Genomic DNA, 23,429 nt, shown 5'->3' with positions numbered 1-23,429 from the left:
AGATGACAGACCCCACGGGAATCGGTTCGTTGCCTTGTCGTTTTCCACGAGGGAGGGGGCGAATCGGCCGAGAGTGGGGGAAAGCGGCGCAGGAACCGCGGGACAGCCCGTAGGGCGGCCCCGGCAGGGACGGCTCAGCAGGGGCGCTTGCGGAGTTCCATCACATAGTCGTGCGGGGCCCCCGCCGACTCCGCCGCGTCGGCGATCTCGCCGAGGTAGCGGGCGGAGGGCAGGCCGCCCTCGTAACCGTCCAGGACGTACGCCCACGACGGCTCCTCGCCGTCCAGGGTGTGCACGCGCACGCGTACCCGCCGGTAGATCCCGAGGCCGACGCCCTCCCACCGGTCGAGCGACTCCTCGTCCATGGGCGCGAGGTCGTACAGGCCGACGAAGACCTGCGCCAGCGGGTCCTCGACGATCGTCGCGAGCGCGCCCTCCCAGCCCAGTTGCTCGCCGCCGAAGGTCAGCCGCCAGCCGTTCAGCCAGCCGGTGGCGCGCAGCGGGGAGTGCGGGGCGCGGCGGGACATCAGCCGCGCGTCGAGGTTGCCGGCGTACGCGGCATAGAGCGCCATGGACAGAGGGTACGGCAGCCGCACCGCGCGCCCCCCGCGCCCCGGGAGTGTGTCCGTGGCGCCCCCGGGCAGTGGCACCTTGAAGCGTGCGGGACAATGGGGTACGTGACTCGGATCGTGATCATCGGTGGCGGACCCGGCGGATACGAGGCGGCCCTGGTGGCCGCCCAGCTCGGCGCGGAGGTGACCGTCGTCGACTGCGACGGTCTGGGCGGAGCGTCGGTGCTGACCGACTGCGTGCCGTCGAAGACCCTAATCGCAACGGCCGAGGTGATGACCACCTTCGACTCCTCCTACGAGGAGCTGGGCATCATCGTCGCCGACGACACCCCGCCCCTGGAGCAGGCGGCCCGGGTGGTCGGCGTGGACCTCGGCAAGGTCAACCGCCGGGTGAAACGCCTCGCGCTCGCCCAGTCCCACGACATCACCGCCTCCGTCACCCGGGCCGGCGCGCGCGTCATGCGCGGACGCGGCCGGCTGGACGGCATGCAGGCACTCGACGGGTCCCGCAAGGTCGTCGTCAGCACCGCCGACGGCACCGAGGAGACCCTCGACGCCGACGCCGTCCTCATCGCCACCGGCGGCCACCCGCGCGAGCTGCCCGACGCCCAGCCCGACGGCGAGCGCATCCTGAACTGGACCCAGGTCTACGACCTCACCGAGCTGCCGGAAGAGCTGATCGTGGTCGGTTCCGGTGTGACCGGTGCCGAGTTCGCGGGCGCCTACCAGGCCCTCGGGTCCAGGGTGACCCTGGTGTCCTCGCGCGACCGGGTGCTGCCCGGCGAGGACCCGGACGCCGCCGCCGTCCTCGAGGACGTCTTCCGGCGCCGCGGCATGAACGTCATGGCCCGCTCCCGCGCGCAGTCCGCCAAGCGCGTCGGCGACCAGGTCGAGGTGACGCTGGCCGACGGCCGGGTCATCACCGGCTCGCACTGTCTGATGGCCGTCGGCGCCGTCCCGAACAGTGCGGGGCTGGGCCTGGAGGAGGCCGGCGTCAGGCTGCGCGAGTCCGGGCACATCTGGACCGACAAGGTGTCCCGGACGACTGCTCCCGGCGTCTACGCGGCCGGTGACGTGACGGGTGTGTTCGCCCTCGCGTCCGTCGCCGCCATGCAGGGACGTATCGCCATGTACCACTTCCTCGGCGACGCGGTGACCCCGCTGAACCTGAAGACGGTGTCCTCCAACGTCTTCACCGACCCCGAGATCGCCACCGTCGGCTACACGCAGGCGGACGTCGACGCGGGCAAGATCGACGCCCGGTCCGTGAAGCTGCCCCTCCTGCGCAACCCGCGCGCGAAGATGCAGGGCATCCGGGACGGCTTCGTGAAGATCTTCTGCCGGCCGGGCACGGGCATCGTCGTCGGTGGTGTGGTCGTGGCGCCGCGCGCCTCGGAACTCATCCACCCCATCTCGATCGCCGTCGACAACAATCTGACCGTCGAGCAGATCGCGAAGGCCTTCACGGTGTACCCCTCCCTATCGGGGTCGATCGCCGAGGTCGCCCGGCAGCTGCACACCCGCAAGGCGGGCGCCGAGGCCTGACCGGCCGGATCCGGCGGCCCGCCGGTCACGAAGAGTCGTGGCGTGTGCGGGCGGCATAGTCGGGGCGGATAGGCCCTATACCACCTCCGCCCCGACCATGCGAACAACTTCTGTTATTCGGCGCATACTGCTGAAACCAGACGGTCGCTGGGGTTACTGTCAGTTTCGTGTTCGCTGCTGAACGTCGCCAATTGATCCTCGAAATGGTGCGAGCGAACGGTGCCGTGTCGCTCCGTGAACTCGCCCGCGTCGTCCAGACCTCCGAAGTGACCGTACGGCGGGACGTGCGCGCACTGGAGGCAGAAGGACTCCTCGACCGCCGGCACGGCGGTGCGGTACTGCCGGGCGGGTTCACGCGAGAGTCCGGCTTTCCGCAGAAATCCCATCTCGCGACCGCCGAGAAGACGGCCATCGCCGACCTCGCCGCGGGCCTCGTCGAAGAGGGCGAGGCCATCGTGGTCGGCGCCGGTACCACCACGCAGGAGCTGGCCCGCCGGCTCGCGCGGGTGCCCGGTCTGACCGTCGTCACCAACTCCCTGCTGGTGGCCCAGGCCCTCGCCCACGCCAACCGGGTGGAGGTCGTGATGACCGGCGGCACCCTGCGCGGCTCCAACTACGCCCTCGTCGGCTCCGGCGCCGAGCAGTCCCTCCAGGGGCTGCGCGTGTCCAGGGCCTTCCTGTCCGGGAGCGGGCTCACCGCCGAGCGCGGGCTGTCCACGTCCAACATGCTCTCGGCCTCCGTCGACCGCGCACTCGTCCAGGCCGCCGCCGAGGTCGTGGTCCTCGCCGACCACACCAAGCTCGGCACGGACACCATGTTCCAGACCGTGCCGACGGACCTCATCACCCGCCTGGTCACCGACGAGCCGCCACCGCACGACGACCGCGCCGGCACGGAGTTGCAGGCGCTCGCCGACCAGGGGGTGCAGATCGCCGTGACCGGGGCGAACGGGAACTCGGGGGGTGACCAAGGGCCCGCGGCGCGGCGCGCTCCCCTGCCGGGGCCCAGAAGGGGGCACGTGCCGCTCCGCTCCGCGGGGCTGGGGGAGCAGCCGGCCGGATCCGACCGGGGCCGGGTGGCCGACCTGCGCCGCCGGTAGCCACCGCGCACGAAGGACGGGCGTACGGGACCGCCGTACGGCGCGCACGGGTGACGGGCGTACCGGGAACCGCAGTATGGCGCGCACGCGTGGCGGGCGTACGGGGAACCGCCGTGTACCGCCGCGCCCCCGCGTGACGGGCGTACGGAGACGCCCGGTGGACCGACGTCACGGTCCACCGGGCGTCTCGCGTGCCCTACGGGTCAGTCCTTGATCTCGCAGATCGCCGCGCCCGACGTGACGGACGCGCCGACCTCGGCACTCAGGCCCTTGACCGTGCCCGCCTTGTGGGCGTTCAGGGGCTGCTCCATCTTCATGGCCTCCAGGACGACGACCAGGTCGCCCTCCTGCACCTCCTGGCCCTCCTCGACCGCGATCTTGACGATCGTGCCCTGCATGGGCGAGGCGAGGGTGTCACCCGAGGCGACGGGCCCGGACTTCTTCGCCGCCCGCCGCTTGGGCTTCGCACCGGCCGCCAGACCCGTGCGGGCCAGGCTCATGCCGAGCGAGGACGGCAGGGACACCTCCAGGCGCTTGCCGCCGACCTCGACGACGACCGTCTCCCGGCCCAGCTCCTCCTCCGCCTCGGCGTCGGCGGGAGCGGTGAAGGGCTTGATGTCGTTGACGAACTCGGTCTCGATCCACCGGGTGTGGACCGTGAAGGGGTCCGTGGAACCGGTCAGTTCCGGGGCGAACGCGGGGTCGGTGACCACCTTGCGGTGGAAGGGGATCGCGGTGGCCATGCCCTCGACCTGGAACTCCTCCAGGGCACGGGCGGCCCGCTGGAGGGCCTCCGCGCGGGTGCGGCCGGTCACGATCAGCTTGGCCAGCAGGGAGTCCCAGGCCGGGCCGATGACGCTGCCGGACTCCACGCCCGCGTCCAGACGGACACCGGGACCGGACGGCGCCGCGAACTCGGTGACCGTGCCGGGGGCGGGCAGGAAGTTGCGGCCGGGGTCCTCGCCGTTGATGCGGAACTCGAAGGAGTGCCCGCGCAGGGCGGGGTCGTCGTAGCCGAGCTCCTCGCCGTCGGCGATGCGGAACATCTCGCGCACCAGGTCGATGCCGGCGACCTCCTCGGTCACCGGGTGTTCGACCTGGAGGCGGGTGTTGACCTCCAGGAAGGAGATGGTGCCGTCCTGGCCGACGAGGAACTCGCAGGTGCCGGCGCCCTCGTAGCGGGCCTCGCGCAGGATCGCCTTCGACGCCCGGTACAGCTCCGCGACCTGCGCCTCGGACAGGAAGGGCGCGGGGGCCTCCTCGACCAGCTTCTGGTGGCGGCGCTGGAGGGAGCAGTCACGCGTGGACACGACGACCACGTTGCCGTGCTTGTCGGCCAGGCACTGGGTCTCCACGTGGCGGGGCCGGTCGAGGTAGCGCTCGACGAAGCACTCGCCGCGGCCGAACGCGGCGACGGCCTCACGGACCGCCGAGTCGTACAGCTCCGGGACCTCCTCCAGCGTCCGGGCGACCTTCAGACCACGGCCGCCACCACCGAAGGCGGCCTTGATGGCGATGGGCAGGCCGTTCTCCCGGGCGAAGGCGACGACCTCGTCGGCGCCGCTCACGGGGTCCGGGGTGCCCGCGACCAGGGGCGCACCGGCGCGCTGGGCGATGTGGCGGGCGGCGACCTTGTCGCCGAGGTCGCGGATGGCCTGCGGGGGCGGGCCGATCCAGATCAGACCGGCGTCGAGCACGGCCTGGGCGAACTCGGCGTTCTCCGAGAGGAAGCCGTATCCGGGGTGGACGGCGTCCGCACCGGACTCCCGGGCGGCACCCAGGACCTTGTCGATGTCCAGATAGCTGGTGGCCGGGGTGTCACCGCCCAGGGCGAACGCCTCATCCGCGGCGCGGACATGCAGAGCGTCCCGGTCCGGGTCGGCGTAGACGGCCACGCTCGCGATCCCGGCGTCCCGGCAGGCCCGGGCCACGCGGACAGCGATTTCGCCACGGTTGGCGATGAGCACCTTGCGCACGATTGAGGCTCCCTCCTTGAAACAAGCCGAGTTTAGGGACTGCCGACACGGCACTTCGACCCGTCCCCACTGGTGAGCTTGCCCACACGGAGCGTGATGCGGGGCTCGCCCTACCCGCGAAAGCCCTTGTCGCACCGCCGTACGCAGGGCTCCTGCGGAAAACCCTAGTCCCGCCGTGTGGTCAAGGTCTCTGTGAGAGCGTGCTGCGGCCCACTCCGATTCTTTGTCGAGTCCCTACGAATGGCCCAATGATTCTTTGCTGCCACCCGAACCCTTGTCCCCGGGTTTACCCGTTAGTAGCGTTCGGGCTGTCCCGAACGTACCTGAGGTAACAGGCTGCTGGTGTGAGAGTGGGTGGGGGCCGGTGGTGCGCAGACCGGTGGCGTGGCTCGTGACGGTCGTCCTGCTGACGGAGGCGGTTGTCGTCGCGGCGCTCAACTGGGTGCTGGGAACGGTCGTCGACCGGCAGCACATGTCCCTGGCCGGCCTCGACCCGTCCATGATGGCGACGTCCTCGAAGATCGGCGGCATCGTCTTCGGCGCCTACTTCGCGCTGTGCGCCCTGGTGACCCTGCTCGTGGCGGTCCGCGACCGCGCCCCGGCCGGCTTCGGCCGGGTCCTGCTGGTCAGCGCGGCCGTGGTGCACGGCCTGCTCGGCGCGTTCGCCTGGGGGCTGGTCGGCTGGACGGCGTTCCTCTTCATGGTCGTCGTCCTCGGGCTGATCGTCCTGCTCCTGATGACGTACGACCGCGCGGGCGGGCCGGAGAGCGCCGCCCCGGGCCGGGCGCCCGGTGCGGGCGACGGGCCGGCCACGGGGGCCGAGCCGGGCGCGCCCCCCGCCGACGCGCCGGCGGACCGTACGGACCGGCCGTGGGACGGGGACGACGAGCCGCAGGACTCCGTCCCCGCCCAGGTCACTCGCCCGGCGCCCACAACTCCGTGATGCCCACGCCCAGCCGGGCGAGGAGCACCCGGAGCAGGGGCAGGCTGATGCCGATCACGTTGCCGTGGTCGCCCTCGATGCCCTCGATGAACGGCGCCGAACGGCCGTCCAGGGTGAACGCCCCGGCGACGTGGAGGGGCTCGCCGGAGGCCACGTAGGCGGCGACCTCCTCGTCGCTCGGACGGCCGAAGCGGACGACGGTGGAGGCGGTCGCCGACACGTACCGCCCGGCCTCGGTGTCCCACACGCAGTGCCCCGTCTGGAGCACGCCGGCCCGCCCGCGCATCGCCCGCCAGCGGGCGGTGGCCTCCTCGGCGTCGGCCGGCTTGCCGAGCGCCCTGCCGTCCAGCTCCAGCACCGAGTCGCAGCCGATCACCAGGGCGCCCCGCACCTCCGGTTTCGCCGCGACGACCGAGGCCTTCGCCTCGGCCAGGGCGAGCGCCAGCTCCGCCGGGGTGGGGGCGGTGACGGCGTCCTCGTCGACGCCGCTCACGATCACCTCGGGGGCGAGACCTGCCTGCCGGAGCAGGCCGAGCCGGGCGGGGGACTGGGAGGCGAGCACGAGTCGCCTGCGGTGCGTGGCAGTCATGCCGCCAGGTTAGTCAGCGCCGGCCGGCGGGCTCACCGCAGACCGATCACGACCATGATCAGGATCATGGCCGAGGCCAGGAAGAGGCCGAGCCGCCGCAGCATGTCCTGCGCGTCGCGCAGCTCTTGTGGCGGCTCGTCCTCGGGGTCTGACCACAGCATCCTTCCAGCGTGCGACGCCGGTGGCGGCGGTGCCTGAGTACCCGTACTCAAGTTGCGCCGGGGCCGCTCCTCAGCTCGGCCAGTAGGTGCGGGTCCAGGACGCCGGGCCCGGCGCGGGCACCCGGGCGGCCGCGATCCGCGCCGGGTCGGCCCACGCGTCCTTCGGTCCCTCGGCGCCGGACGGCACCGCGGCCGCCGCCGCGGCGCGGACGCGGACCACCGCCAGGGCGGCGGCCAGCTCCTCCGGGGTCGGGTTGCCTCGTACGACCTTGATGTTCATGACCGCTCCCAGGGTCCGCGGGGCCTAGAGGGGGATGTTGCCGTGCTTCTTCGGAGGCAGGGATTCCCGCTTGGTGCGCAGTTGACGCAGCCCGCGGACGATGTGGGCGCGGGTGTCCGACGGCATGATCACCGCGTCGATGTAGCCGCGCTCGGCCGCGACGTAGGGGTTGAGGAGGGCGTCCTCGTACTCCTGGATCAGCCGGGCCCGCACCGCTTCGGCGTTCTCGGCCTCCCCGCCGTTCTCCGCTGCCTCGGCGATGGTCCGCCGGTGCAGGATGTTGACCGCGCCCTGGGCGCCCATGACGGCGATCTGGGCGGTGGGCCAGGCCAGGTTGAGGTCGGCACCGAGGTGCTTGGAGCCCATGACGTCGTAGGCGCCGCCGAAGGCCTTGCGGGTGATGACGGTGATCAGCGGCACGGTGGCCTCGGCGTAGGCGTAGATGAGCTTGGCGCCGCGCCGGATGATGCCGTCGTGCTCCTGGCCGACGCCCGGCAGGAAGCCGGGGACATCGACGAAGGTCAGCACCGGGAGGTTGAAGGCGTCGCAGGTCCGCACGAACCGCGCGGCCTTCTCGCTGGCGGTGATGTCCAGGCAGCCGGCGAACTGCATCGGCTGGTTGGCGACGATGCCGACGGGACGGCCCTCGACCCGGCCGAAGCCGGTGAGGATGTTCGGCGCGAACAGCGCCTGCGTCTCGAAGAACTCGGCGTCGTCCAGGACGTGCTCGATCACCGTGTGCATGTCGTACGGCTGGTTCGCGCTGTCCGGTACGACGGTGTCCAGCTCGCGGTCCTCGTCGCCGACGGTGAGGTCCGCCTCCTCGGGGAAGAGCGGCGGCTCGGAGAGGTTGTTGGACGGCAGGTACGACAGCAGCTGCTTGACGTACTCGATGGCGTCCTTCTCGTCCCCGGCCATGTGGTGGGCGACGCCCGAGGCGGTGTTGTGGGTCCTGGCCCCGCCCAGCTCCTCGAAGCCGACGTCCTCGCCGGTGACGGTCTTGATGACGTCCGGGCCGGTGATGAACATGTGCGAGGTCTGGTCGACCATGACCGTGAAGTCGGTGATGGCCGGCGAGTAGACGGCGCCGCCGGCGCACGGGCCGACGACCAGGCTGATCTGCGGGATGACACCGGAGGCGTGCGTGTTGCGGCGGAAGATCTCGCCGTACGCGCCGAGGGAGGCGACTCCCTCCTGGATCCGGGCGCCGCCGGAGTCGTTGATGCCGATGACCGGGCAGCCGGTCTTCAGCGCGAAGTCCATGACCTTGACGATCTTCTGGCCGTAGACCTCGCCGAGCGCCCCGCCGAAGACGGTGAAGTCCTGCGAGAACACGGCGACCGGCCGGCCGTCCACCGTGCCGTACCCGGTGACGACACCGTCCCCGTACGGGCGGTTGTTCTCCAGTCCGAAGCTGGTCGACCGGTGCCGGGCGAACTCGTCCAGCTCGACGAACGACCCCTCGTCGAGCAGCAGCTCGATCCGCTCACGGGCCGTCAGCTTGCCCTTGGCGTGCTGCTTCTCGACGGCGCGCGCGGAGCCGGCGTGCGTCGCCTCGTGGATGCGCCGCTGGAGATCCGCGAGCTTGCCCGCGGTCGTGTGGATATCGATCTTTTCGATCTCGTGACGCTCTTCCGGCTCGGACATCGGGATGCGGCTCCCTGCCTGCTCAAAAGGGGGGACGGTTACTCATCCGTAGGGTAGTGGCGTGCCTACCGATCAGCACTGCGTCGTTTACCACACCTAGGGTGGCTTGCATGACGCCGCACAATCCATCAGACGACAGCCGCTGGTCCGACCTGGACCGCCCGCCTCTGAACGCCACGGCACTGCGGCGGGGGCTGATCCGGGAGGGCAGCCTGTACCGCGCCGTCGACGTCGTGCAGCGGACCGGTTCCACCAACTCCGACCTCGCCGCGTCGGCCGCCGCCGGCACCGCCGACGAGGGCACGGTCCTCGTGGCGGAGGAGCAGACGGCCGGCCGGGGCCGGCTGGACCGGCAGTGGACGGCACCGCCGCGCTCCGGCCTCTTCTTCTCCGTCCTGCTCAAGCCCGCCGAGGTGCCCGTGGCCCGCTGGGGCTGGCTCCCGCTGCTGACCGGGGTCGCCGTCGCGACCGGCCTGTCCCGGGCGGCAAGCGTCGACACGGCACTCAAATGGCCGAACGACCTGCTGCTGACCGTGGGCGGCGAGGAACGCAAGGCCGGCGGCATCCTCGCGGAGCGGGCCGGGACGGACGGCGTCGTCATCGGCGTCGGCATCAACGTCACCCTCCGGGCGGACGAACTCCCGGTCCCGCAGGCGGGTTCCCTGGTCCTCGCCGACGCCCTCACCACGGACCGCGATCCGCTGCTGCGCGCGGTGCTGCGGTCGCTGGAGGACTGGTACCGCCGCTGGCGCGCCGCCGGCGGCGATCCGGCGGCGAGCGGCCTCCAGGAGGCGTACACGGCGGGCTGCGCGACCCTCGGCCGGGTGGTGCGCGCGGAACTGCCGGGCGACCGGTCGCTGGTGGGGGAGGCCGTGGCGCTGGACGGCGACGGGCGGCTGGTCATCGCCACGGAGGCGGGAGTGCAGGAACCGGTGGGGGCGGGGGACATCGTCCACCTGCGGCCCGCGTGACGGCGCGGGACATCGTCCGCCTGCGGCCCGCGTGACGGCGGGCGCGGCGGCCGGGCGACGGCCCGGACCGTCTGCGTCCGGCCGGCAGGCGGATCACCCGCGGGTGCGGTGGACGCGAATGTCCAGGGGCGCGGGAAACCGCGCGATCAGCCACGATGGACGGGCGGCCGGCAACGGTGCCACGCCGTCCCCGGCCGGACGCCGGGGCTCCGGGACCGAGAGGTCCCCGGGGACCGCCCGCCGCAGCTCCGGGCACCGTTCCACCCCCCGAACGACAGGCGTACGGCCGGCCGAACCCGACGGAGTGAGCTGGCGCACACCTGCCGTAGAGTTGAGCGCGGTCGATACCTGACCGCGGCAGATCGGAAGGGCAGCAGGCGTGACCGTCGACGACACGGGCTCCGGCGCGGGCGGGGACGGCCGGTTGGACCCCCACGCCCCCGACACCGGCGAGGACCCGCTGGCCCTGCGGCTCGAACAGCTCATCCTGGGCGCCGAGCGCCGCTACACCCCGTTCCAGGCCGCGCGCAGCGCCGGCGTCTCCATGGAACTGGCCTCGCGTTTCTGGCGGGCCATGGGCTTCGCGGACATAGGCCAGGCCAAGGCCCTCACCGAGGCCGACGTCCTCGCCCTGCGCCGCCTCGCCGGCCTGGTGGAGGCGGGCCTGCTGAGCGAGGCCATGGCGGTGCAGGTGGCCCGGTCCACCGGACAGACCACCGCCCGGTTGGCCGAGTGGCAGATCGACTCCTTCCTGGAGGGCCTGACCGAGCCCCCCGAGCCGGGCATGACGCGCACCGAGGTGACGTACCCGATCGTCGAGCTGCTCCTGCCCGAACTGGAGGAGTTCCTGGTCTACGTCTGGCGCCGCCAGCTCGCCGCCTCGGCCGGCCGCGTCGTGCAGACCGCCGACGACGAGGAGATGGTCGACCGCCGGCTCGCCGTCGCCTTCGCCGACCTCGTGGGATTCACCCGGCTCACCCGCCGGATGGAGGAGGAGGAGCTGGGCGAGCTGGTCGAGGCCTTCGAGACCACCGCCGCGGACCTCGTGGCGGCGCGCGGCGGCCGGCTCATCAAGACCCTCGGCGACGAGGTGCTCTACGCGGCGGACGACGCGGGCACGGCCGCCGACATCGCGCTGCGGCTGGTGGAGACGCTGTCCAACGACGAGACGATGCCGGAACTCCGGGTGGGCATGGCGTTCGGCACGGTGACCACCCGGATGGGTGACGTGTTCGGTACGACGGTGAACCTGGCGTCCCGGCTGACCTCGATAGCCCCGCGCGACGCCGTCCTCGTCGACAGCGCCTTCGCCGAGGAGCTGATCCGCACCGGTGAGGCGCCCGCCTCGGAGGCGGAGGCGGCCGAGGCCGCGGCCGCCGCGGAGAAGGAGGGCGAGGACCCGCCGGTGTACCGCTTCGCGCTCCAGCCGATGTGGCAGCGCCCGGTCCGCGGACTCGGCGTGGTCGAACCGTGGCTGCTCACGCGCCGCGACGACACCCCTTGACCACGACCCGCCCGAGCCCCCCACCCCGCTAGCCGCTCGTGTCCAGGCACAGGCGGATCACCGGCAGGCAGATCTCGCCCGGACCGCGCCTCGGCGGGCGGTGGCGAGGCGGCGGCGGACCAGGCGCGGGTGACGCCGGGGCGGATGCCGTCGGCGAGGGGCGCGGGGTACCGCTGTGCGGGCCGGGGACGGCGGTCGGGCCGCCGGTGGGGGCTCTGGTCGGTCCGCCGTTCGGTCCGCTGCTCGGTCCGCTGCTCGGTCCGCTGCTCGGTCCGCTGCTCGGGACAGCGGTCGGCACGGCGGTGCCGCCGCCGGCCGGTGCGGTGGCTTCGCCCGGCTCGGCGGGAACCGCCGAGCCGGATCCGCCGGCCGCCGGCGTTCCACCGGGACCGCTGCCGCCCATGACGGCGACCGCCGAGGGCAGCGCGGCAGGGGCGGCGGCGCTGCCCTCGGCGGCGCCGGCTGCGGTCGTCGCCGAGCGGTCCGTGACCCCGCCGCCCGGGCCCGGCCGGGACTCCGCCTCCGCCGTCCCCGGGGCCCCGACCCCCGCGTCCGGGGCGACCCGCACCAGGCTGAGCACCCCCGCGGCCAGCGCCAGCCCGCCCACGGCGAGCAGCACCCCGCGGGGCCGCGGCCTGCGGTGCCGCCCGCGCCGTGCTCCCGGCGGCTTCCCCGGCGTACGTTCCCGCTCCAGCGTGGGCCGTGCAGGTATCGGTGTCATGGGTCCCCTGTCCCCTCCCCGCCGCGCGCCCGGGGGCGCGCCATGGCGGAGCGCACGCTATGCGCTCCCGTGGGCGATACGGACCGGGACAGCCGGGATGTCACTCGAACGGGCGTAGCCCCCTGGGCTTCACGGGAGGGGACGGGGCTGCGATGATCGAGCGGACGGTCAGTTAACCCGCGTTAACCGGAGGGGTGTCATGAGCGAGGAGCGGTTCGGGGAGTTCGTGCTGGTGCGGCGGCACGGGCACGTCGCGGAGCTGGTGCTGGACCGGCCCAAGGCGATGAACGCCGTCTCGACGGAGATGGCCCGCTCCCTCGCGGGCGCGTGCACCGCGCTCGCGGCCGACCGGGACGCGCGGGTGGTCGTCCTGACCTCGTCGCACGAACGGGCGTTCTGCGTCGGCGCGGACCTGAAGGAGCGGAACTCCTTCACCGACGCGGATCTCGTCCGGCAGCGGCCGGTGGCGCGGGCGGCGTACACCGGGGTGCTGGAGCTGCCGATGCCGACGGTCGCCGCCGTGCACGGCTTCGCGCTGGGCGGCGGATTCGAGCTGGCACTGTCCTGCGACCTGATCGTGGCCGACCGTACGGCCGTGGTGGGGCTGCCGGAGGTGTCCGTGGGCGTGATCCCGGGCGGCGGCGGTACGCAGCTGCTGCCGCGGCGGGTCGGGGCGGCGCGCGCCGCCGAGCTGATCTTCTCCGCGCGCCGGGTGGAGGCGGCCGAGGCGGCGGGGCTGGGCCTGGTGGACCGGCTGGTCGACGAGGGCCGCGACCGCGAGGAGGCGCTGGCCCTGGGGGAGCGGATCGCCGGGAACTCGCCGGTGGGCCTGCGCGCGGCGAAGCGGGCCCTGCGGCTGGGACACGGGCTGGACCTGCGGGCCGGCCTCGAGGTCGAGGACGCGGCCTGGCGCTCGGTGGCGTTCTCGGCCGACCGAGCGGAAGGAGTATCAGCCTTCAACGAGAAGCGCACCCCCCAGTGGCCGGGCGAGTAGTCCCGCCGAACGAACCCCACCCCGCACAAGCAAAGCGCCCCGAAAGGGGCGCGGGGAACGGCGCGCCCAGCCACGACCGGCCCGCACCCGACAACGCTCCCACTCCCCACGGCCCCCTCCCACCCCGCGCACGCGCAGCGCTCGGAAAGGGGCGCGGGGAACGGCGCGCTCAGCCACAGTCGACCCGCACCCGACACCGGCCCCCGGCCCACCTCACGACGCCCCCCGCGGCAGCGCGAATCACCCGATTCATCCCTAACCTGGATGGATGGGTGAGGACAAGCGGCTCGTCGCCGTCGTGGCGCTGGCGCAGGGCATGGCGGCGGCGCACACCCCGCGGGACTGCTGGCAGGCCGCAGCCGTCGGCGCTTGCCGCGCGCTCGACGGCAGCTTCGCCGCGCTGTCGGTGTGGGAGCGGGGCCTGGGCCGCCTGCGGGTCCTGGTGAACGTGGGGGACCGCGCCCCCGACGAGGAGCAGTTCCCGGAGTCCGAGGCCTACCCGGTGCACCAGTTCCCGGAGATCACCGAGTTCCTGCACGAGCGCTGGGCGGGCGGGGGCGGACCCAACGCGTGGGTGGAGACTGCCGAGGGGGCCGCCGCCGGCACCCCCGGCTACCTGCACCAGCGGGTCGCCGCCCTGCGCCGCCGCGGCCGCGGCTGCTGTGTCGTCGCCCCCGTCGTCCTGCACGGCAGGGCGTGGGGCGAGCTGTATGTGGCCCGCGCGATCGGGGAGCCGCTGTTCGGCCGGCCGGACGCCGACTTCGCCACCGTGCTGGCCGCGGTGGTCGCCGCCGGGATCGCGCAGACCGAGCGGCTGGAGGAGGCCCGCCGGCTGGCGTTCACCGACGCGCTGACCGGTCTGGCCAACCGCCGTGCCGTGGACGTACGCCTGGAGGAGGCCGTCGAGCGGCACCGCACGGAGGGGGTGGCGGTCAGTCTCGTCGTGTGCGACCTCAACGGGCTCAAGCGGGTCAACGACACCCTCGGTCACGCCGTCGGCGACCGCCTCCTCGAACGGTTCGGCTCGGTGCTGTCGCTGTGCGGGGCGATGGTGCCCGGCGCGCTGGCGGCCCGGCTGGGCGGGGACGAGTTCTGTCTGCTGACGGTCGGGCCGTCGGCCGACGACGTCGCGAAGGCCGCGCACGAACTGTGCCGGAGGGCCGCCGAGTTGGAGCTGGGGGAGGGGGTGGCGTGCGGGGTGGCCTCGACCGAGGACCCGATCGGGGAGGTGCGGGACGCCCGCCGGCTGTTCCGGCTCGCCGACGCCGCGCAGTACCGGGCCAAGGCCCTGCGTGCGAACCGGCCGGTGGTGGCGGGCCGGGAGGGGCCGGACGATCCGGTCGTACGGTTGGCGGACGAGCCGCCGCCCGCGCGTGGCGAGCGGCGCCGGTTCCGCGGGCGCCGGCCGTGAGGCGAAGCCCACACGTCACGGTAAGGGTCACACCGGCACTCCACTAGTGACATCGTCACATTCAATGCGTACGCTCCTGAATATGGATATGCACACTGTGGTGGTGGGGACGTCCGGTGTCACGGCGTCCGACGTTCTCGCCGTGGCGCGCGGCGGTGCCCGCATCGAACTGTCGGCACAGGCGGTGGCGGCCCTGGCGGCGGCCCGCGAGATCGTGGACGCGCTGGCGGCCAAGCCGGAGCCGGTCTACGGCGTCTCCACCGGCTTCGGCGCGCTGGCGACCCGGCACATCAGCCCGGAACTGCGTGCCCAGCTACAGCGCAACATCGTCCGCTCGCACGCCGCCGGCATGGGCCCGCGGGTGGAGCGCGAGGTCGTACGGGCCCTGATGTTCCTGCGGCTGAAGACCGTCTGCTCCGGGCACACCGGCGTCCGGCCCGAGGTCGCGCAGACCATGGCCGACGTGCTGAACGCCGGGATCACCCCGGTCGTGCACGAGTACGGCTCCCTCGGCTGCTCCGGCGACCTCGCCCCGCTCTCCCACTGCGCCCTCACCCTGATGGGAGAGGGCGACGCGGAGGGCCCCGACGGCACGGTCCGCCCCGCGGGCGAGCTGCTCGCCGAGCACGGCATCCGGCCCGTCGAGCTGCGCGAGAAGGAGGGCCTGGCCCTCCTCAACGGCACCGACGGCATGCTCGGCATGCTGATCATGGCCCTCGCCGACCTCGACACCCTCTACAAGTCCGCCGACATCACCGCCGCCCTCAGCCTGGAGGCGCTGCTCGGCACGGACAAGGTGCTCGCGCCCGAGCTGCACGCCATCCGGCCGCACCCGGGCCAGGGCGACAGCGCCGCCAACATGCTGGCCGTGCTGGCGGGTTCGCAGCTCACCGGGCACCACCAGGACGACGCGCCGCGCGTCCAGGACGCCTACTCGGTGCGCTGCGCCCCGCAGGTCGCCGGCGCGGGACGCGACACGATCGCGCACGCCCGCCTGGTCGCCGAGCGGGAACTCGCCTCGGCCGTCGACAACCCCGTGGTGCTGCCCGACGGCCGCGTGGAGTCCAACGGCAACTTCCACGGCGCCCCCGTGGCCTACGTCCTGGACTTCCTCGCCGTCGCCGCCGCCGACCTGGGCTCCATCGCCGAGCGCCGCACCGACCGGCTGCTGGACAAGAACCGCAGCCACGGCCTGCCGCCGTTCCTCGCCGACGACGCGGGCGTCGACTCCGGCCTGATGATCGCCCAGTACACGCAGGCCGCACTGGTCAGCGAGATGAAGCGGCTCGCCGTACCGGCGTCCGCGGACTCCATCCCGTCCTCCGCCATGCAGGAGGACCACGTGTCGATGGGCTGGTCGGCCGCGCGCAAGCTGCGCACCGCCGTGGACAACCTCACCCGGATCATCGCCGTCGAGCTGTACGCGGCCACCCGGGCCGTCGAGCTGCGCGCGGGCCTGACCCCGGCGCCCGCCTCGCAAGCGGTCATCGAGGCCGTACGGGCCGCCGGTGTGCAGGGACCCGGTCCGGACCGGTTCCTGGCGCCCGATCTGGCCGCCGCCGACGCCTTCGTGCGCAGCGGTGACCTCGTGACGGCCGCGGAGAAGGTCACCGGCCCGCTCCGGTGAACGCGAAGGGCCCCGGCCGTGGCCGGGGCCCCCTCGCGGCACCTCCCGCGCGCCGGACGAGGCGTCACCTCAGCTTGGCCGCCTGGGCCTTCACAGCCGGGGCGGACACCGTGTAGGGCTTCTCGCCCAGCATCGCGCCGATGTCGATCGTCAGGTCGGCGGCGCTCAGCGCCTTCGCGGTGCGTCCTTGCCCTTGCCGTCCCCTGAGTCATTCGGCTCCTCGCCACAGCCCGTGACGTGGGCGAGCCACAGCACGCTCATCGCCGCGGTGGCGCCCAGCCGCACGCCCGGTGATCTCTTCATGTGCGACCTATGTGCGGGCTGTCGAAGAGGCGTCAAGGGCGATCAGAACCCCAGGCGTTCCCGGCGCACCGAGTACACGACGAAACCGGCGCCCACGGAGAGGAAGAGACTCCCGCCGACGACGTACGGGGTCGTGTCGGGGCCTCCCGTGTCGGCCAGTTCGGTGCCGGCCTCCGCCGCCCGCGCGGTGACCTCCGTGCCGGTGGTGCCGGTGGCCGCCGCGGTCACCGCTCTCGCCTGCGTGGCCCGTGCCGGCGCGGAGGTGTCCGCCGCCTTGCCCTCCGGGGCGGTCTGCGAGGCGTTCGCGGACGGGACGAACCACAGGGCGCACAGCAGGGTGCCCGCGGCGGTGGCGGTCAGCAGCGGACGGCGAACGGATGACACGGAATATCGATCCCCTTGTGACGCTGGCGAATTGGCCGTGTGGGGCGATGTTAGTGAAAGGCGCGGGTCACAGGAAAGTCACGGCAGGTTTCGGCCGTACGCTCACGTCATGAGCACTGAAGAGACATCACGTTTTGTACGGCTTCGAGTGGAGTTGGTCCTGGAGGTGCAGGATGAGGACGAGGTGACCAAGGCCGCCCTGCGCCGCCTCGCCGCGGATCCCGAGCTGCCGGAGTCGGAGCGGGCCCAGGCCGAGAGCGCTGTGACCGAAGACACCGCGGAGGCCCTGGCGTATCTCGTGGACCCGTTCGACCTGGTCAGCGAGGTGCCCGGGGTGGAGCTCCAGCAGGCGTCGTGGTCCAGCGAGCGGGTCGACTACGACCCCGACTCGCCCGAGTGGGACCTGGACGGGGATGATGGGGCCGACGACGAGGAAGAGGGCGGCATCGGCTGAGCGTCCCGGGGCACTCATGACCCCGGACGGCAACCGCCGTCCGGGGTTTCGTCGTCCCAGGGGACGCACGGACCGAATCCCGCAGCATCCGCGGACACTTCCGCGGACGTGGTGTGCCCCACAGATCCACCTGATGTGGAACGGGACTGAGCGGCCGTAGCGTTGAAGGTTCTTACGGGGACACCCGGGGTTTTTTCGCGACTCGGCAACGATGGAGAAGCTTGTGATGACGGACAGTAAGCGGCGCAGGAGCCTGATGGCCGCGTCCGCTCTGCTCGGTGGTGTGCTGGTGCTCACGGGGTGTTCGGGCGGCGACGACAAGGCCTCCGGCAGCGGCAGCGGCGACTCCTCGCAGGCCCAGGCCGACGCGGCGGCGGCGAAGAAGTCCTCGGAGGCGCAGATCACCATCACGCCGAAGGACGGCTCCAACAACGCCTCGATCAACAACTCCGCGGCCGTCAGGGTGACCAAGGGCACGCTCACCGCCGTCACGATGACCACGCAGGACGGCAAGACCGTCGCCGGTCAGCTCTCCGCCGACCGGAAGAGCTGGAAGCCGGGCGTCCAGCTGGAGCGCTCGACCACCTACCGGCTCGCCGCGGAGGCCAAGGACTCCGAGGGCCGCATAGCCCACGAGAACGCCTCCTTCACCACCGTCTCCCCGGCCAACAGCTTCATCGGCTCCTTCACCCCGGACAACGGCTCCACGGTCGGTGTCGGCATGCCCGTGTCGATCAACTTCGACAAGGCGATCACCAACAAGGCGGCCGTGCAGAAGGGCGTCACGGTCAGCTCCAGCAGCGGCCAGGAGGTCGTCTGCCACTGGTTCAACGCCAACCGCATGGACTGCCGCCCCGAGGAGTACTGGAAGGGCGGCTCCACCGTCACCCTGAAGCTGGCGCTCGACGGCGTCCAGGGCGCGGACGGCGTCTACGGCGTCCAGCAGAAGACGGTCACCTTCCACATCGGCCGCAACCAGGTCACGTACGTGGACGCGAAGACCAAGCAGATGAAGATCACGCAGGACGGAAAGGTCGTCAAGACCATACCGATCTCCGCCGGTTCGCCCGACAACAAGACGTACGAGGGCCAGATGGTGATCTCCGAGAAGTTCAAGGAGACCCGGATGAACGGCGCGACGGTCGGCTTCACCGACGACGACGGCAAGGGCGAGTACGACATCAAGGACGTGCCGCACGCCATGCGCCTGACCACCTCCGGCACCTTCGTGCACGGCAACTACTGGGGCGCGCCCTCGGTGTTCGGCAACCTGAACACCAGCCACGGCTGCGTCGGCCTCCAGGACAAGAAGGGCGCCGGCGACCCGAGCACGCCGGCCGCGTGGTTCTTCAACCACTCGCTGATCGGTGACGTCGTGGTCGTCCAGAACACCGGCGACAAGACGGTCGCCCCGGACAACGGCCTCAACGGCTGGAACATGGACTGGTCGCAGTGGAAGGCCGGTTCGGCCGCCTGACGCCCCGCCCACAGCTCTCCCGGTGCCGCCCCCAGGGGCGGCACCGGTGTTTCACGGGCCGGGCCGCGGCTTCTCATGCTCCCCCGCCGCATAACACCCTTTGTGCGAAAGGGACTTCGCGGTTGTGTAACGGTGTCCCGGCCACCGGGTAACAGTTTCCCCCGGGCGCTTCGCCGCCCCCCTCCTCTCCCTTGAGCCGTCTGATCACCCCCCGGCATACTTCGGGACCCGGGGGGCTGACGTGCAGACGTACGAGGCTTCCCCCGGCCGGGCGAACGGGGAATTCACCCGGTACACCATCTCCAGGGGGAGATCTTGCGCAGACAAGTGAAAAGAGCGGCTGCGGCCACCGTGGCAACGGCCGCAGCAGTCGCCCTCGCAGCGGGTATGACCAGCCCGGCGTCGGCGAAGCCCACCGGGGCCCAGGCGACCGGCACCGCCGCCCCGACGTCCAGCGCCAGGCACCACGTCACCCTCATCACCGGTGACCGCGTCGCTCTCGACGCCAAGGGCCGCGTCGTCGGCCTGGAGCGGGCCGAGGGACGCGAGCACATACCCTTCCAGGTCCGCCGGACCGCCGGACACACACTGGTCGTCCCCGCCGACGCGGCCCGGCTGGTCGCCTCCGGCACGCTGGACCAACGCCTGTTCGACATCACCGAGCTGAACAAGGCCGCCACCCGCAAGGCCCAGAAGAACGGCCTGAAGGTCATCGTCGGCTACCGCGGCACCGCCGCCGGCGCCAAGGCCGGCGTCCGCGACGCGGGCACCCTGCGCCACAGCCTGAAGGCGCTCAACGCGGACGCCGTGCAGACCCCGGTCAAGGACACCACCGACCTGTGGCACGCGGTCACCGACGGCAGCCGGTCCGCCTCCGGCATCGCGCACGTCTGGCTCGACGGCGTCCGCAGAGCCAGCCTCGACAAGTCCGTGCCGCAGATCGGCGCCCCCACCGCCTGGAAGGCCGGCTACACCGGCAAGGGCGTCAAGGTCGCCGTCCTGGACACCGGTGTGGACGCCACCCACCCCGACCTGAAGAACCAGGTGATCGAGGCCCGGAACTTCACCGCCGCCACCGACGCCACCGACCACTTCGGGCACGGCACGCACGTCGCGTCCATCGTCGCGGGCACCGGCGCCAAGTCGGGCGGCAAGTACAAGGGCGTCGCCCCCGACGCCAAGATCCTGAGCGGCAAGGTGCTGGACGACACCGGCTCCGGTGACGACTCCGGCATCCTCGCCGGCATGGAGTGGGCGGTCTCCCAGGGCGCCTCCGTCATCAACCTGAGTCTCGGCGGCTACGACACCCCCGAGATCGACCCCCTCGAGGCCGAGGTCAACAAGCTCTCCGCCGAGAAGGGCGTCCTGTTCGCGATCGCCGCGGGCAACGACGGGCCCCAGTCGATCGGTTCGCCGGGCAGCGCGGACGCCGCGCTCACCGTCGGCGCCGTCGACAAGAAGGACAAGCTCGCCGACTTCTCCTCCACCGGCCCGCGCATCGGCGACGGCGCCATCAAGCCGGACGTCACCGCGCCCGGCGTGGACATCACCGCCGCCGCGGCCAAGGGCAGCGTCATCGACCAGGAGGTCGGCGAGAAGCCCGAGGGCTACCTGACCATCTCCGGCACCTCGATGGCCACCCCGCACGTCGCGGGCGCCGCGGCCATCCTGAAGCAGGAACACCCCGACTGGGGCTACGCCGAACTGAAGGGCGCCCTGACCGGCTCCGCCAAGGACGGCAAGTACACCCCGTTCCAGCAGGGCACGGGGCGCATCCAGGTCGACAAGGCCATCAAGCAGTCGATCGTCGCCGAGCCCGTGTCGGTGACGTTCGGCGTGCAGCAATGGCCGCACACCGACGACAAACCGGCGACCAAGGCGCTGACCTACCGCAACCTCGGCGCCAAGGACGTCACCCTCACCCTGACCAGCAGCGCCACCGGCCCCAAGGGCGCGGCGGCCCCGTCGGGCTTCTTCAAGCTCGCCGCGACGAAGATCACCGTCCCGGCGCACGGCAAGGCCTCGGTCGGCCTCACCGTCGACACCAGGCTGGGCGGCACCGTCGACGGCGCCTACTCCGCGTACGTGACGGCGACGGGCGACGGCCAGACGGTCCGCACGGCGGCGGCGGTGCAGCGGGAGGTGGAGTCGTACGACGTCACCCTGAAGGTCATCGGCCGCGACGGCAAGCCGGCCCCGTACTACGGTGCCGACCTCAACGGCGTCGCCGGTCTCGCCAACGGCACCTCGCTGAGCCCGTACGACAAGTCCGGCACGGTGAAGGTGCGCGCGCCCAAGGGCACGTACATCCTCAACACGTCGGTCTACGGCGACCCGCAGGACGCCTCCAAGGGCATCGACTGGATCGCGCAGCCCAAGCTGACCGTCGGCAAGAAGCAGACGATCATGATCGACGCCCGCAAGGCCAGGCCGGTGGACATCACCGTCCCCGCCAGGGGCCTGAAGTCCGAATTCGCCTCGCCGGAGTTCGACGTCACGATCGGTGACGGCCAGTACGGCTACGGCTGGTTCCTGGACACGTACAAGAACTTCCGCACCGCCCACCTCGGCCCGCAGCTGCCCGCCGGCTCGCTCTACCAGCAGTGGGACGGCCACTGGACCAAGGGCGCCCACGAGCAGTACGACGTCACCTCCGGCGGCCCGGTCAAGCAGCTCGCCACCGGCTACACCAAGCACTACAAGGCGGGCGACCTCGCCACGGTGAAGGCCCGTCTGGGCGCGCCGGCCAAGGGCAAGACCGGATCCATCGACGCGGTGGGCTGGCTGCCCGGCAGCACCGGCGCCTCCTCGGTCAGCATTCCGCAGCCCCTGCCCGGCACCCGCACCCTGCACCTGTCCGCCAAGGGCGGCGTCACGTGGGGGCTGGAGTTCGAGCAGGACGGCGGGAAGGACCAGGACGGGTTCCCGGTCACCGACACCGGCTACCAGCTGGGCCAGTTCGCCTTCGAGGCCGGCCGGACGTACACCAAGACGGTCAACACCGCGGTGTTCGGCCCGCACCTCGGCAAGGACTCCGGCCTCTTCCGCGACGGCAACGAGATCGCCGGTTCGCTGTCACTGGTCGCCGACTCCGGCAGGCACAACGGGTACTCGGCCTTCACCTCGGTGAACACCACCCTGTACCGCAACGGCACCAAGGTCGGGTCCAACGACGACCCGCTGTTCGGTGAGAAGACCTTCAAGGTCCCGGCCGGTGACGCGGCCTACCGGCTGACCACCTCGGTCAAGCGCTCCCCGAAGGTGTCGGAGGCCTCGACGCGGATCGACGCGGCCTGGACCTTCCGCTCCAGGAAGCCGTCCGACGGCTTCACCCAGCTGCCCGCCTCCGCCCTGCACTTCGGGGCCACGACCGGCCCGGACAGCCGGGTCACGGCCGGCAAGAAGGTCACCTTCCCGGTCACCGTGGAGGGCTCGGCCGCCGGCGGCAACCTGAAGTCCCTCGCCGTCTACGTCTCCTACGACGGCAAGAACTTCAAGAGGACCGACGTCCGGAGCGGCAGGATCACGGTCCGGAACCCGGCACGGAACAAGGCCGTCTCGTTCCGCGCCAGGATCACCGACAAGAAGGGCAACACGTCGGAGATCACGATCTACAACGCGTACTACGGCAAGTGAACCCTCACTAGCCGGACGACCCGATGACGAACGGCCCGCGGGAAGCCGACGCCTCCCGCGGGCCGTCCGCCGTCCGGCGCCGCACTACACCGACGGCACCGCGAGGGTCGCGTCCGTGCCCCAGCTGGACAGCAGGCGCAGGGAGTCGGCGGAGGGGGAGGCCGGTTCGGCGTGGTAGGTGATCAGGGACTGGTCCGAGCCGTCCGTCAGCCGGAAACTCTCGAAGTTCAGCGCCAGCGCTCCCACCAGGGGATGGTGCAGGTGCTTGACGCCGTGGCTCTTCTCCTTGACGTCGTGCGTGGCCCACAGCCGGCGGAACTCCTCACTCTTGACGGACAGCTCCCCCACCAGCGCCGACAGCCGCGGATCGTCCGGATAGCAGCCCGCGTCCATGCGCAGGGCACAGACGATGTCGATCGCCTTCTGCTCCCAGTCGACGAACAGGTCCCGGTATTCGGGGCACAGGAACACCAGCCGGGCCCAGTTGCGTTCGCCCGGCGGCAGCTGAGCCCAGTCACCGAAGAGCGCCGCCGCCATCCGGTTCCAGGCGAGGATCTCCGCGCGCCGGCCCACGACGTACGCCGGTACACCGTTCATCGTGTCCAGCAGCTGCCGCAGCGCCGGCCGCACCTGCTGCTGCCGTGCCGCCGGCTTCTTCTTGTGCGCCTTCGGCTTGGCCAGATGGGTCAGATGCGCCTGCTCCGCGTCCGTCAGCCGCAGGGCGCGGGCGATCGAGCCCAGCACCTCCGCCGAGACGTTCTTCCCGTTGCCCTGTTCGAGCCGGGTGTAGTACGCCACCGACACCCCGGCCAGCTGCGCCAGCTCCTCGCGGCGCAGCCCGGGCACCCGGCGGTGCCGTCCGAAGTCGGGCAGGCCCACGTCCTCCGGCTTCAGCCGGGCGCGCCGACTGCGCAGGAACTCGCTCAGCTCCGCCCGCCGGTCCAGCGTCCGGCCGGTGCCGGCTGCCGCGTCCGGCTGTTCGTCCCTGCTGTCCATGCGCCCAGTATTCCTGGTCGTACGCACAGGAGCCTGTCCCCACCGGTGGTAGGCACGGCAGTCGTACGCAAAGGCGTGGTCTGGGTGATCGGCCGCCCGCGGGGCAGGCTGGACACCGTGCCCGGCCACAAGGCGGCC

General features: G+C 72.2%; 21 protein-coding genes. 11 read left to right on the top strand and 10 right to left on the bottom strand.

Features of this window, described 5'->3' with window-relative positions:
• Positions 1-134: 134 nt before the first annotated feature.
• Positions 135-572, bottom strand: a complete 438-nt coding sequence (locus tag AB0F03_RS11000; RefSeq protein WP_361988859.1) for a gamma-glutamylcyclotransferase — start codon at positions 570-572, stop codon at positions 135-137.
• Between the two features lie 96 nt (positions 573-668).
• Here AB0F03_RS11000 and AB0F03_RS10995 point away from each other — a divergent pair, with 96 nt between their 5' ends.
• Both AB0F03_RS10995 and AB0F03_RS10990 read left to right on the top strand, forming a co-directional pair.
• Positions 669-2,117, top strand: coding sequence for an NAD(P)H-quinone dehydrogenase (locus AB0F03_RS10995; protein ID WP_361988857.1), 1,449 nt, complete (start codon positions 669-671; stop codon positions 2,115-2,117).
• Between the two features lie 167 nt (positions 2,118-2,284).
• The gene (locus AB0F03_RS10990; RefSeq protein ID WP_361988854.1) at positions 2,285-3,217 is read left to right on the top strand and encodes a DeoR/GlpR family DNA-binding transcription regulator; all 933 of its coding nucleotides are present in this window, start codon (positions 2,285-2,287) and stop codon (positions 3,215-3,217) included.
• Between the two features lie 203 nt (positions 3,218-3,420).
• Here the strand turns inward: AB0F03_RS10990 and AB0F03_RS10985 are convergent, their stop codons facing one another.
• Positions 3,421-5,193 (bottom strand): biotin carboxylase N-terminal domain-containing protein, encoded by a 1,773-nt coding sequence (locus tag AB0F03_RS10985; protein ID WP_361988851.1) that lies wholly within the window; start codon positions 5,191-5,193, stop codon positions 3,421-3,423.
• Positions 5,194-5,572: 379 nt separating this feature from the next.
• On the opposite strand from AB0F03_RS10985, the gene AB0F03_RS10980 reads away from it, so the two are divergent.
• Positions 5,573-6,136, top strand: coding sequence for a hypothetical protein (locus AB0F03_RS10980; protein ID WP_361988849.1), 564 nt, complete (start codon positions 5,573-5,575; stop codon positions 6,134-6,136).
• Here the strand turns inward: AB0F03_RS10980 and AB0F03_RS10975 are convergent.
• The 4 genes from AB0F03_RS10975 to AB0F03_RS10960 form a co-directional block, all read right to left on the bottom strand.
• Entirely contained in the window at positions 6,108-6,725 is a 618-nt protein-coding gene (locus AB0F03_RS10975; RefSeq protein ID WP_361988846.1) for a nucleoside triphosphate pyrophosphatase, read from the bottom strand. The genes AB0F03_RS10980 and AB0F03_RS10975 overlap by 29 nt on opposite strands.
• 32 nt (positions 6,726-6,757) lie before the next feature.
• Positions 6,758-6,886 (bottom strand): hypothetical protein, encoded by a 129-nt coding sequence (locus AB0F03_RS10970; protein ID WP_356818443.1) that lies wholly within the window; start codon positions 6,884-6,886, stop codon positions 6,758-6,760.
• Between the two features lie 70 nt (positions 6,887-6,956).
• Positions 6,957-7,166, bottom strand: a complete 210-nt coding sequence (locus AB0F03_RS10965; RefSeq protein ID WP_361988844.1) for an acyl-CoA carboxylase epsilon subunit — start codon at positions 7,164-7,166, stop codon at positions 6,957-6,959.
• A gap of 24 nt (positions 7,167-7,190) precedes the next feature.
• Positions 7,191-8,813 (bottom strand): acyl-CoA carboxylase subunit beta, encoded by a 1,623-nt coding sequence (locus AB0F03_RS10960; RefSeq protein WP_361988842.1) that lies wholly within the window; start codon positions 8,811-8,813, stop codon positions 7,191-7,193.
• Between the two features lie 110 nt (positions 8,814-8,923).
• Between AB0F03_RS10960 and AB0F03_RS10955 the strand changes: the two genes are divergently transcribed.
• Complete coding sequence (locus AB0F03_RS10955) at positions 8,924-9,784, top strand: biotin--[acetyl-CoA-carboxylase] ligase (RefSeq protein ID WP_361988839.1); 861 nt, start codon at positions 8,924-8,926, stop codon at positions 9,782-9,784.
• Between the two features lie 379 nt (positions 9,785-10,163).
• Positions 10,164-11,288, top strand: coding sequence for an adenylate/guanylate cyclase domain-containing protein (locus tag AB0F03_RS10950; RefSeq protein WP_361988836.1), 1,125 nt, complete (start codon positions 10,164-10,166; stop codon positions 11,286-11,288).
• A gap of 28 nt (positions 11,289-11,316) precedes the next feature.
• On the opposite strand, the gene AB0F03_RS10945 is transcribed toward AB0F03_RS10950, so the two are convergent.
• Complete coding sequence (locus AB0F03_RS10945) at positions 11,317-12,009, bottom strand: hypothetical protein (RefSeq protein WP_361988833.1); 693 nt, start codon at positions 12,007-12,009, stop codon at positions 11,317-11,319.
• A gap of 199 nt (positions 12,010-12,208) precedes the next feature.
• Between AB0F03_RS10945 and AB0F03_RS10940 the strand changes: the two genes are divergently transcribed.
• The 3 genes from AB0F03_RS10940 (at position 12,209) to hutH (ending at position 16,041) form a co-directional block, all read left to right on the top strand.
• Complete coding sequence (locus tag AB0F03_RS10940) at positions 12,209-13,003, top strand: enoyl-CoA hydratase-related protein (protein ID WP_356818432.1); 795 nt, start codon at positions 12,209-12,211, stop codon at positions 13,001-13,003.
• Positions 13,004-13,271: 268 nt separating this feature from the next.
• Entirely contained in the window at positions 13,272-14,414 is a 1,143-nt protein-coding gene (locus AB0F03_RS10935; RefSeq protein WP_361988830.1) for a GGDEF domain-containing protein, read from the top strand.
• A gap of 88 nt (positions 14,415-14,502) precedes the next feature.
• Positions 14,503-16,041: a histidine ammonia-lyase gene (gene hutH / locus AB0F03_RS10930; protein ID WP_361989138.1), complete on the top strand. Its 1,539-nt coding sequence runs from the start codon at positions 14,503-14,505 to the stop codon at positions 16,039-16,041.
• A 165-nt stretch (positions 16,042-16,206) separates the two neighbouring features.
• Here hutH and AB0F03_RS10925 read toward each other — a convergent pair whose 3' ends face one another.
• Together AB0F03_RS10925 and AB0F03_RS10920 are read right to left on the bottom strand one after the other, a co-directional pair.
• Positions 16,207-16,344, bottom strand: a complete 138-nt coding sequence (locus tag AB0F03_RS10925; RefSeq protein WP_361988827.1) for a hypothetical protein — start codon at positions 16,342-16,344, stop codon at positions 16,207-16,209.
• A gap of 42 nt (positions 16,345-16,386) precedes the next feature.
• On the bottom strand, positions 16,387-16,728 hold the full coding sequence (locus tag AB0F03_RS10920) for an LAETG motif-containing sortase-dependent surface protein (protein WP_361988825.1): 342 nt from the start codon (positions 16,726-16,728) through the stop codon (positions 16,387-16,389).
• A gap of 109 nt (positions 16,729-16,837) precedes the next feature.
• Between AB0F03_RS10920 and AB0F03_RS10915 the strand changes: the two genes are divergently transcribed.
• The 3 genes from AB0F03_RS10915 (at position 16,838) to AB0F03_RS10905 (ending at position 22,295) form a co-directional block, all read left to right on the top strand.
• The gene (locus AB0F03_RS10915; RefSeq protein ID WP_361988822.1) at positions 16,838-17,182 is read left to right on the top strand and encodes a hypothetical protein; all 345 of its coding nucleotides are present in this window, start codon (positions 16,838-16,840) and stop codon (positions 17,180-17,182) included.
• Positions 17,183-17,408: 226 nt separating this feature from the next.
• The gene (locus AB0F03_RS10910) at positions 17,409-18,659 is read left to right on the top strand and encodes an Ig-like domain-containing protein (protein ID WP_361988819.1); all 1,251 of its coding nucleotides are present in this window, start codon (positions 17,409-17,411) and stop codon (positions 18,657-18,659) included.
• 387 nt (positions 18,660-19,046) lie between these two features.
• A complete protein-coding gene (locus AB0F03_RS10905; protein ID WP_361988816.1) occupies positions 19,047-22,295 on the top strand; it encodes a S8 family serine peptidase in 3,249 nt (1,082 codons plus the stop codon).
• An 84-nt stretch (positions 22,296-22,379) separates the two neighbouring features.
• Here the strand turns inward: AB0F03_RS10905 and AB0F03_RS10900 are convergent, their stop codons facing one another.
• Entirely contained in the window at positions 22,380-23,291 is a 912-nt protein-coding gene (locus tag AB0F03_RS10900) for a helix-turn-helix transcriptional regulator (RefSeq protein WP_361988813.1), read from the bottom strand.
• Positions 23,292-23,429 lie beyond the last annotated feature (138 nt).

Source organism: Streptomyces sp. NPDC028722, assembly GCF_040637655.1.
Taxonomy (GTDB): domain Bacteria; phylum Actinomycetota; class Actinomycetes; order Streptomycetales; family Streptomycetaceae; genus Streptomyces.
Note: the sequence above shows the minus strand (reverse complement) of the source record. Positions and strands in the feature narration are given on the sequence as shown.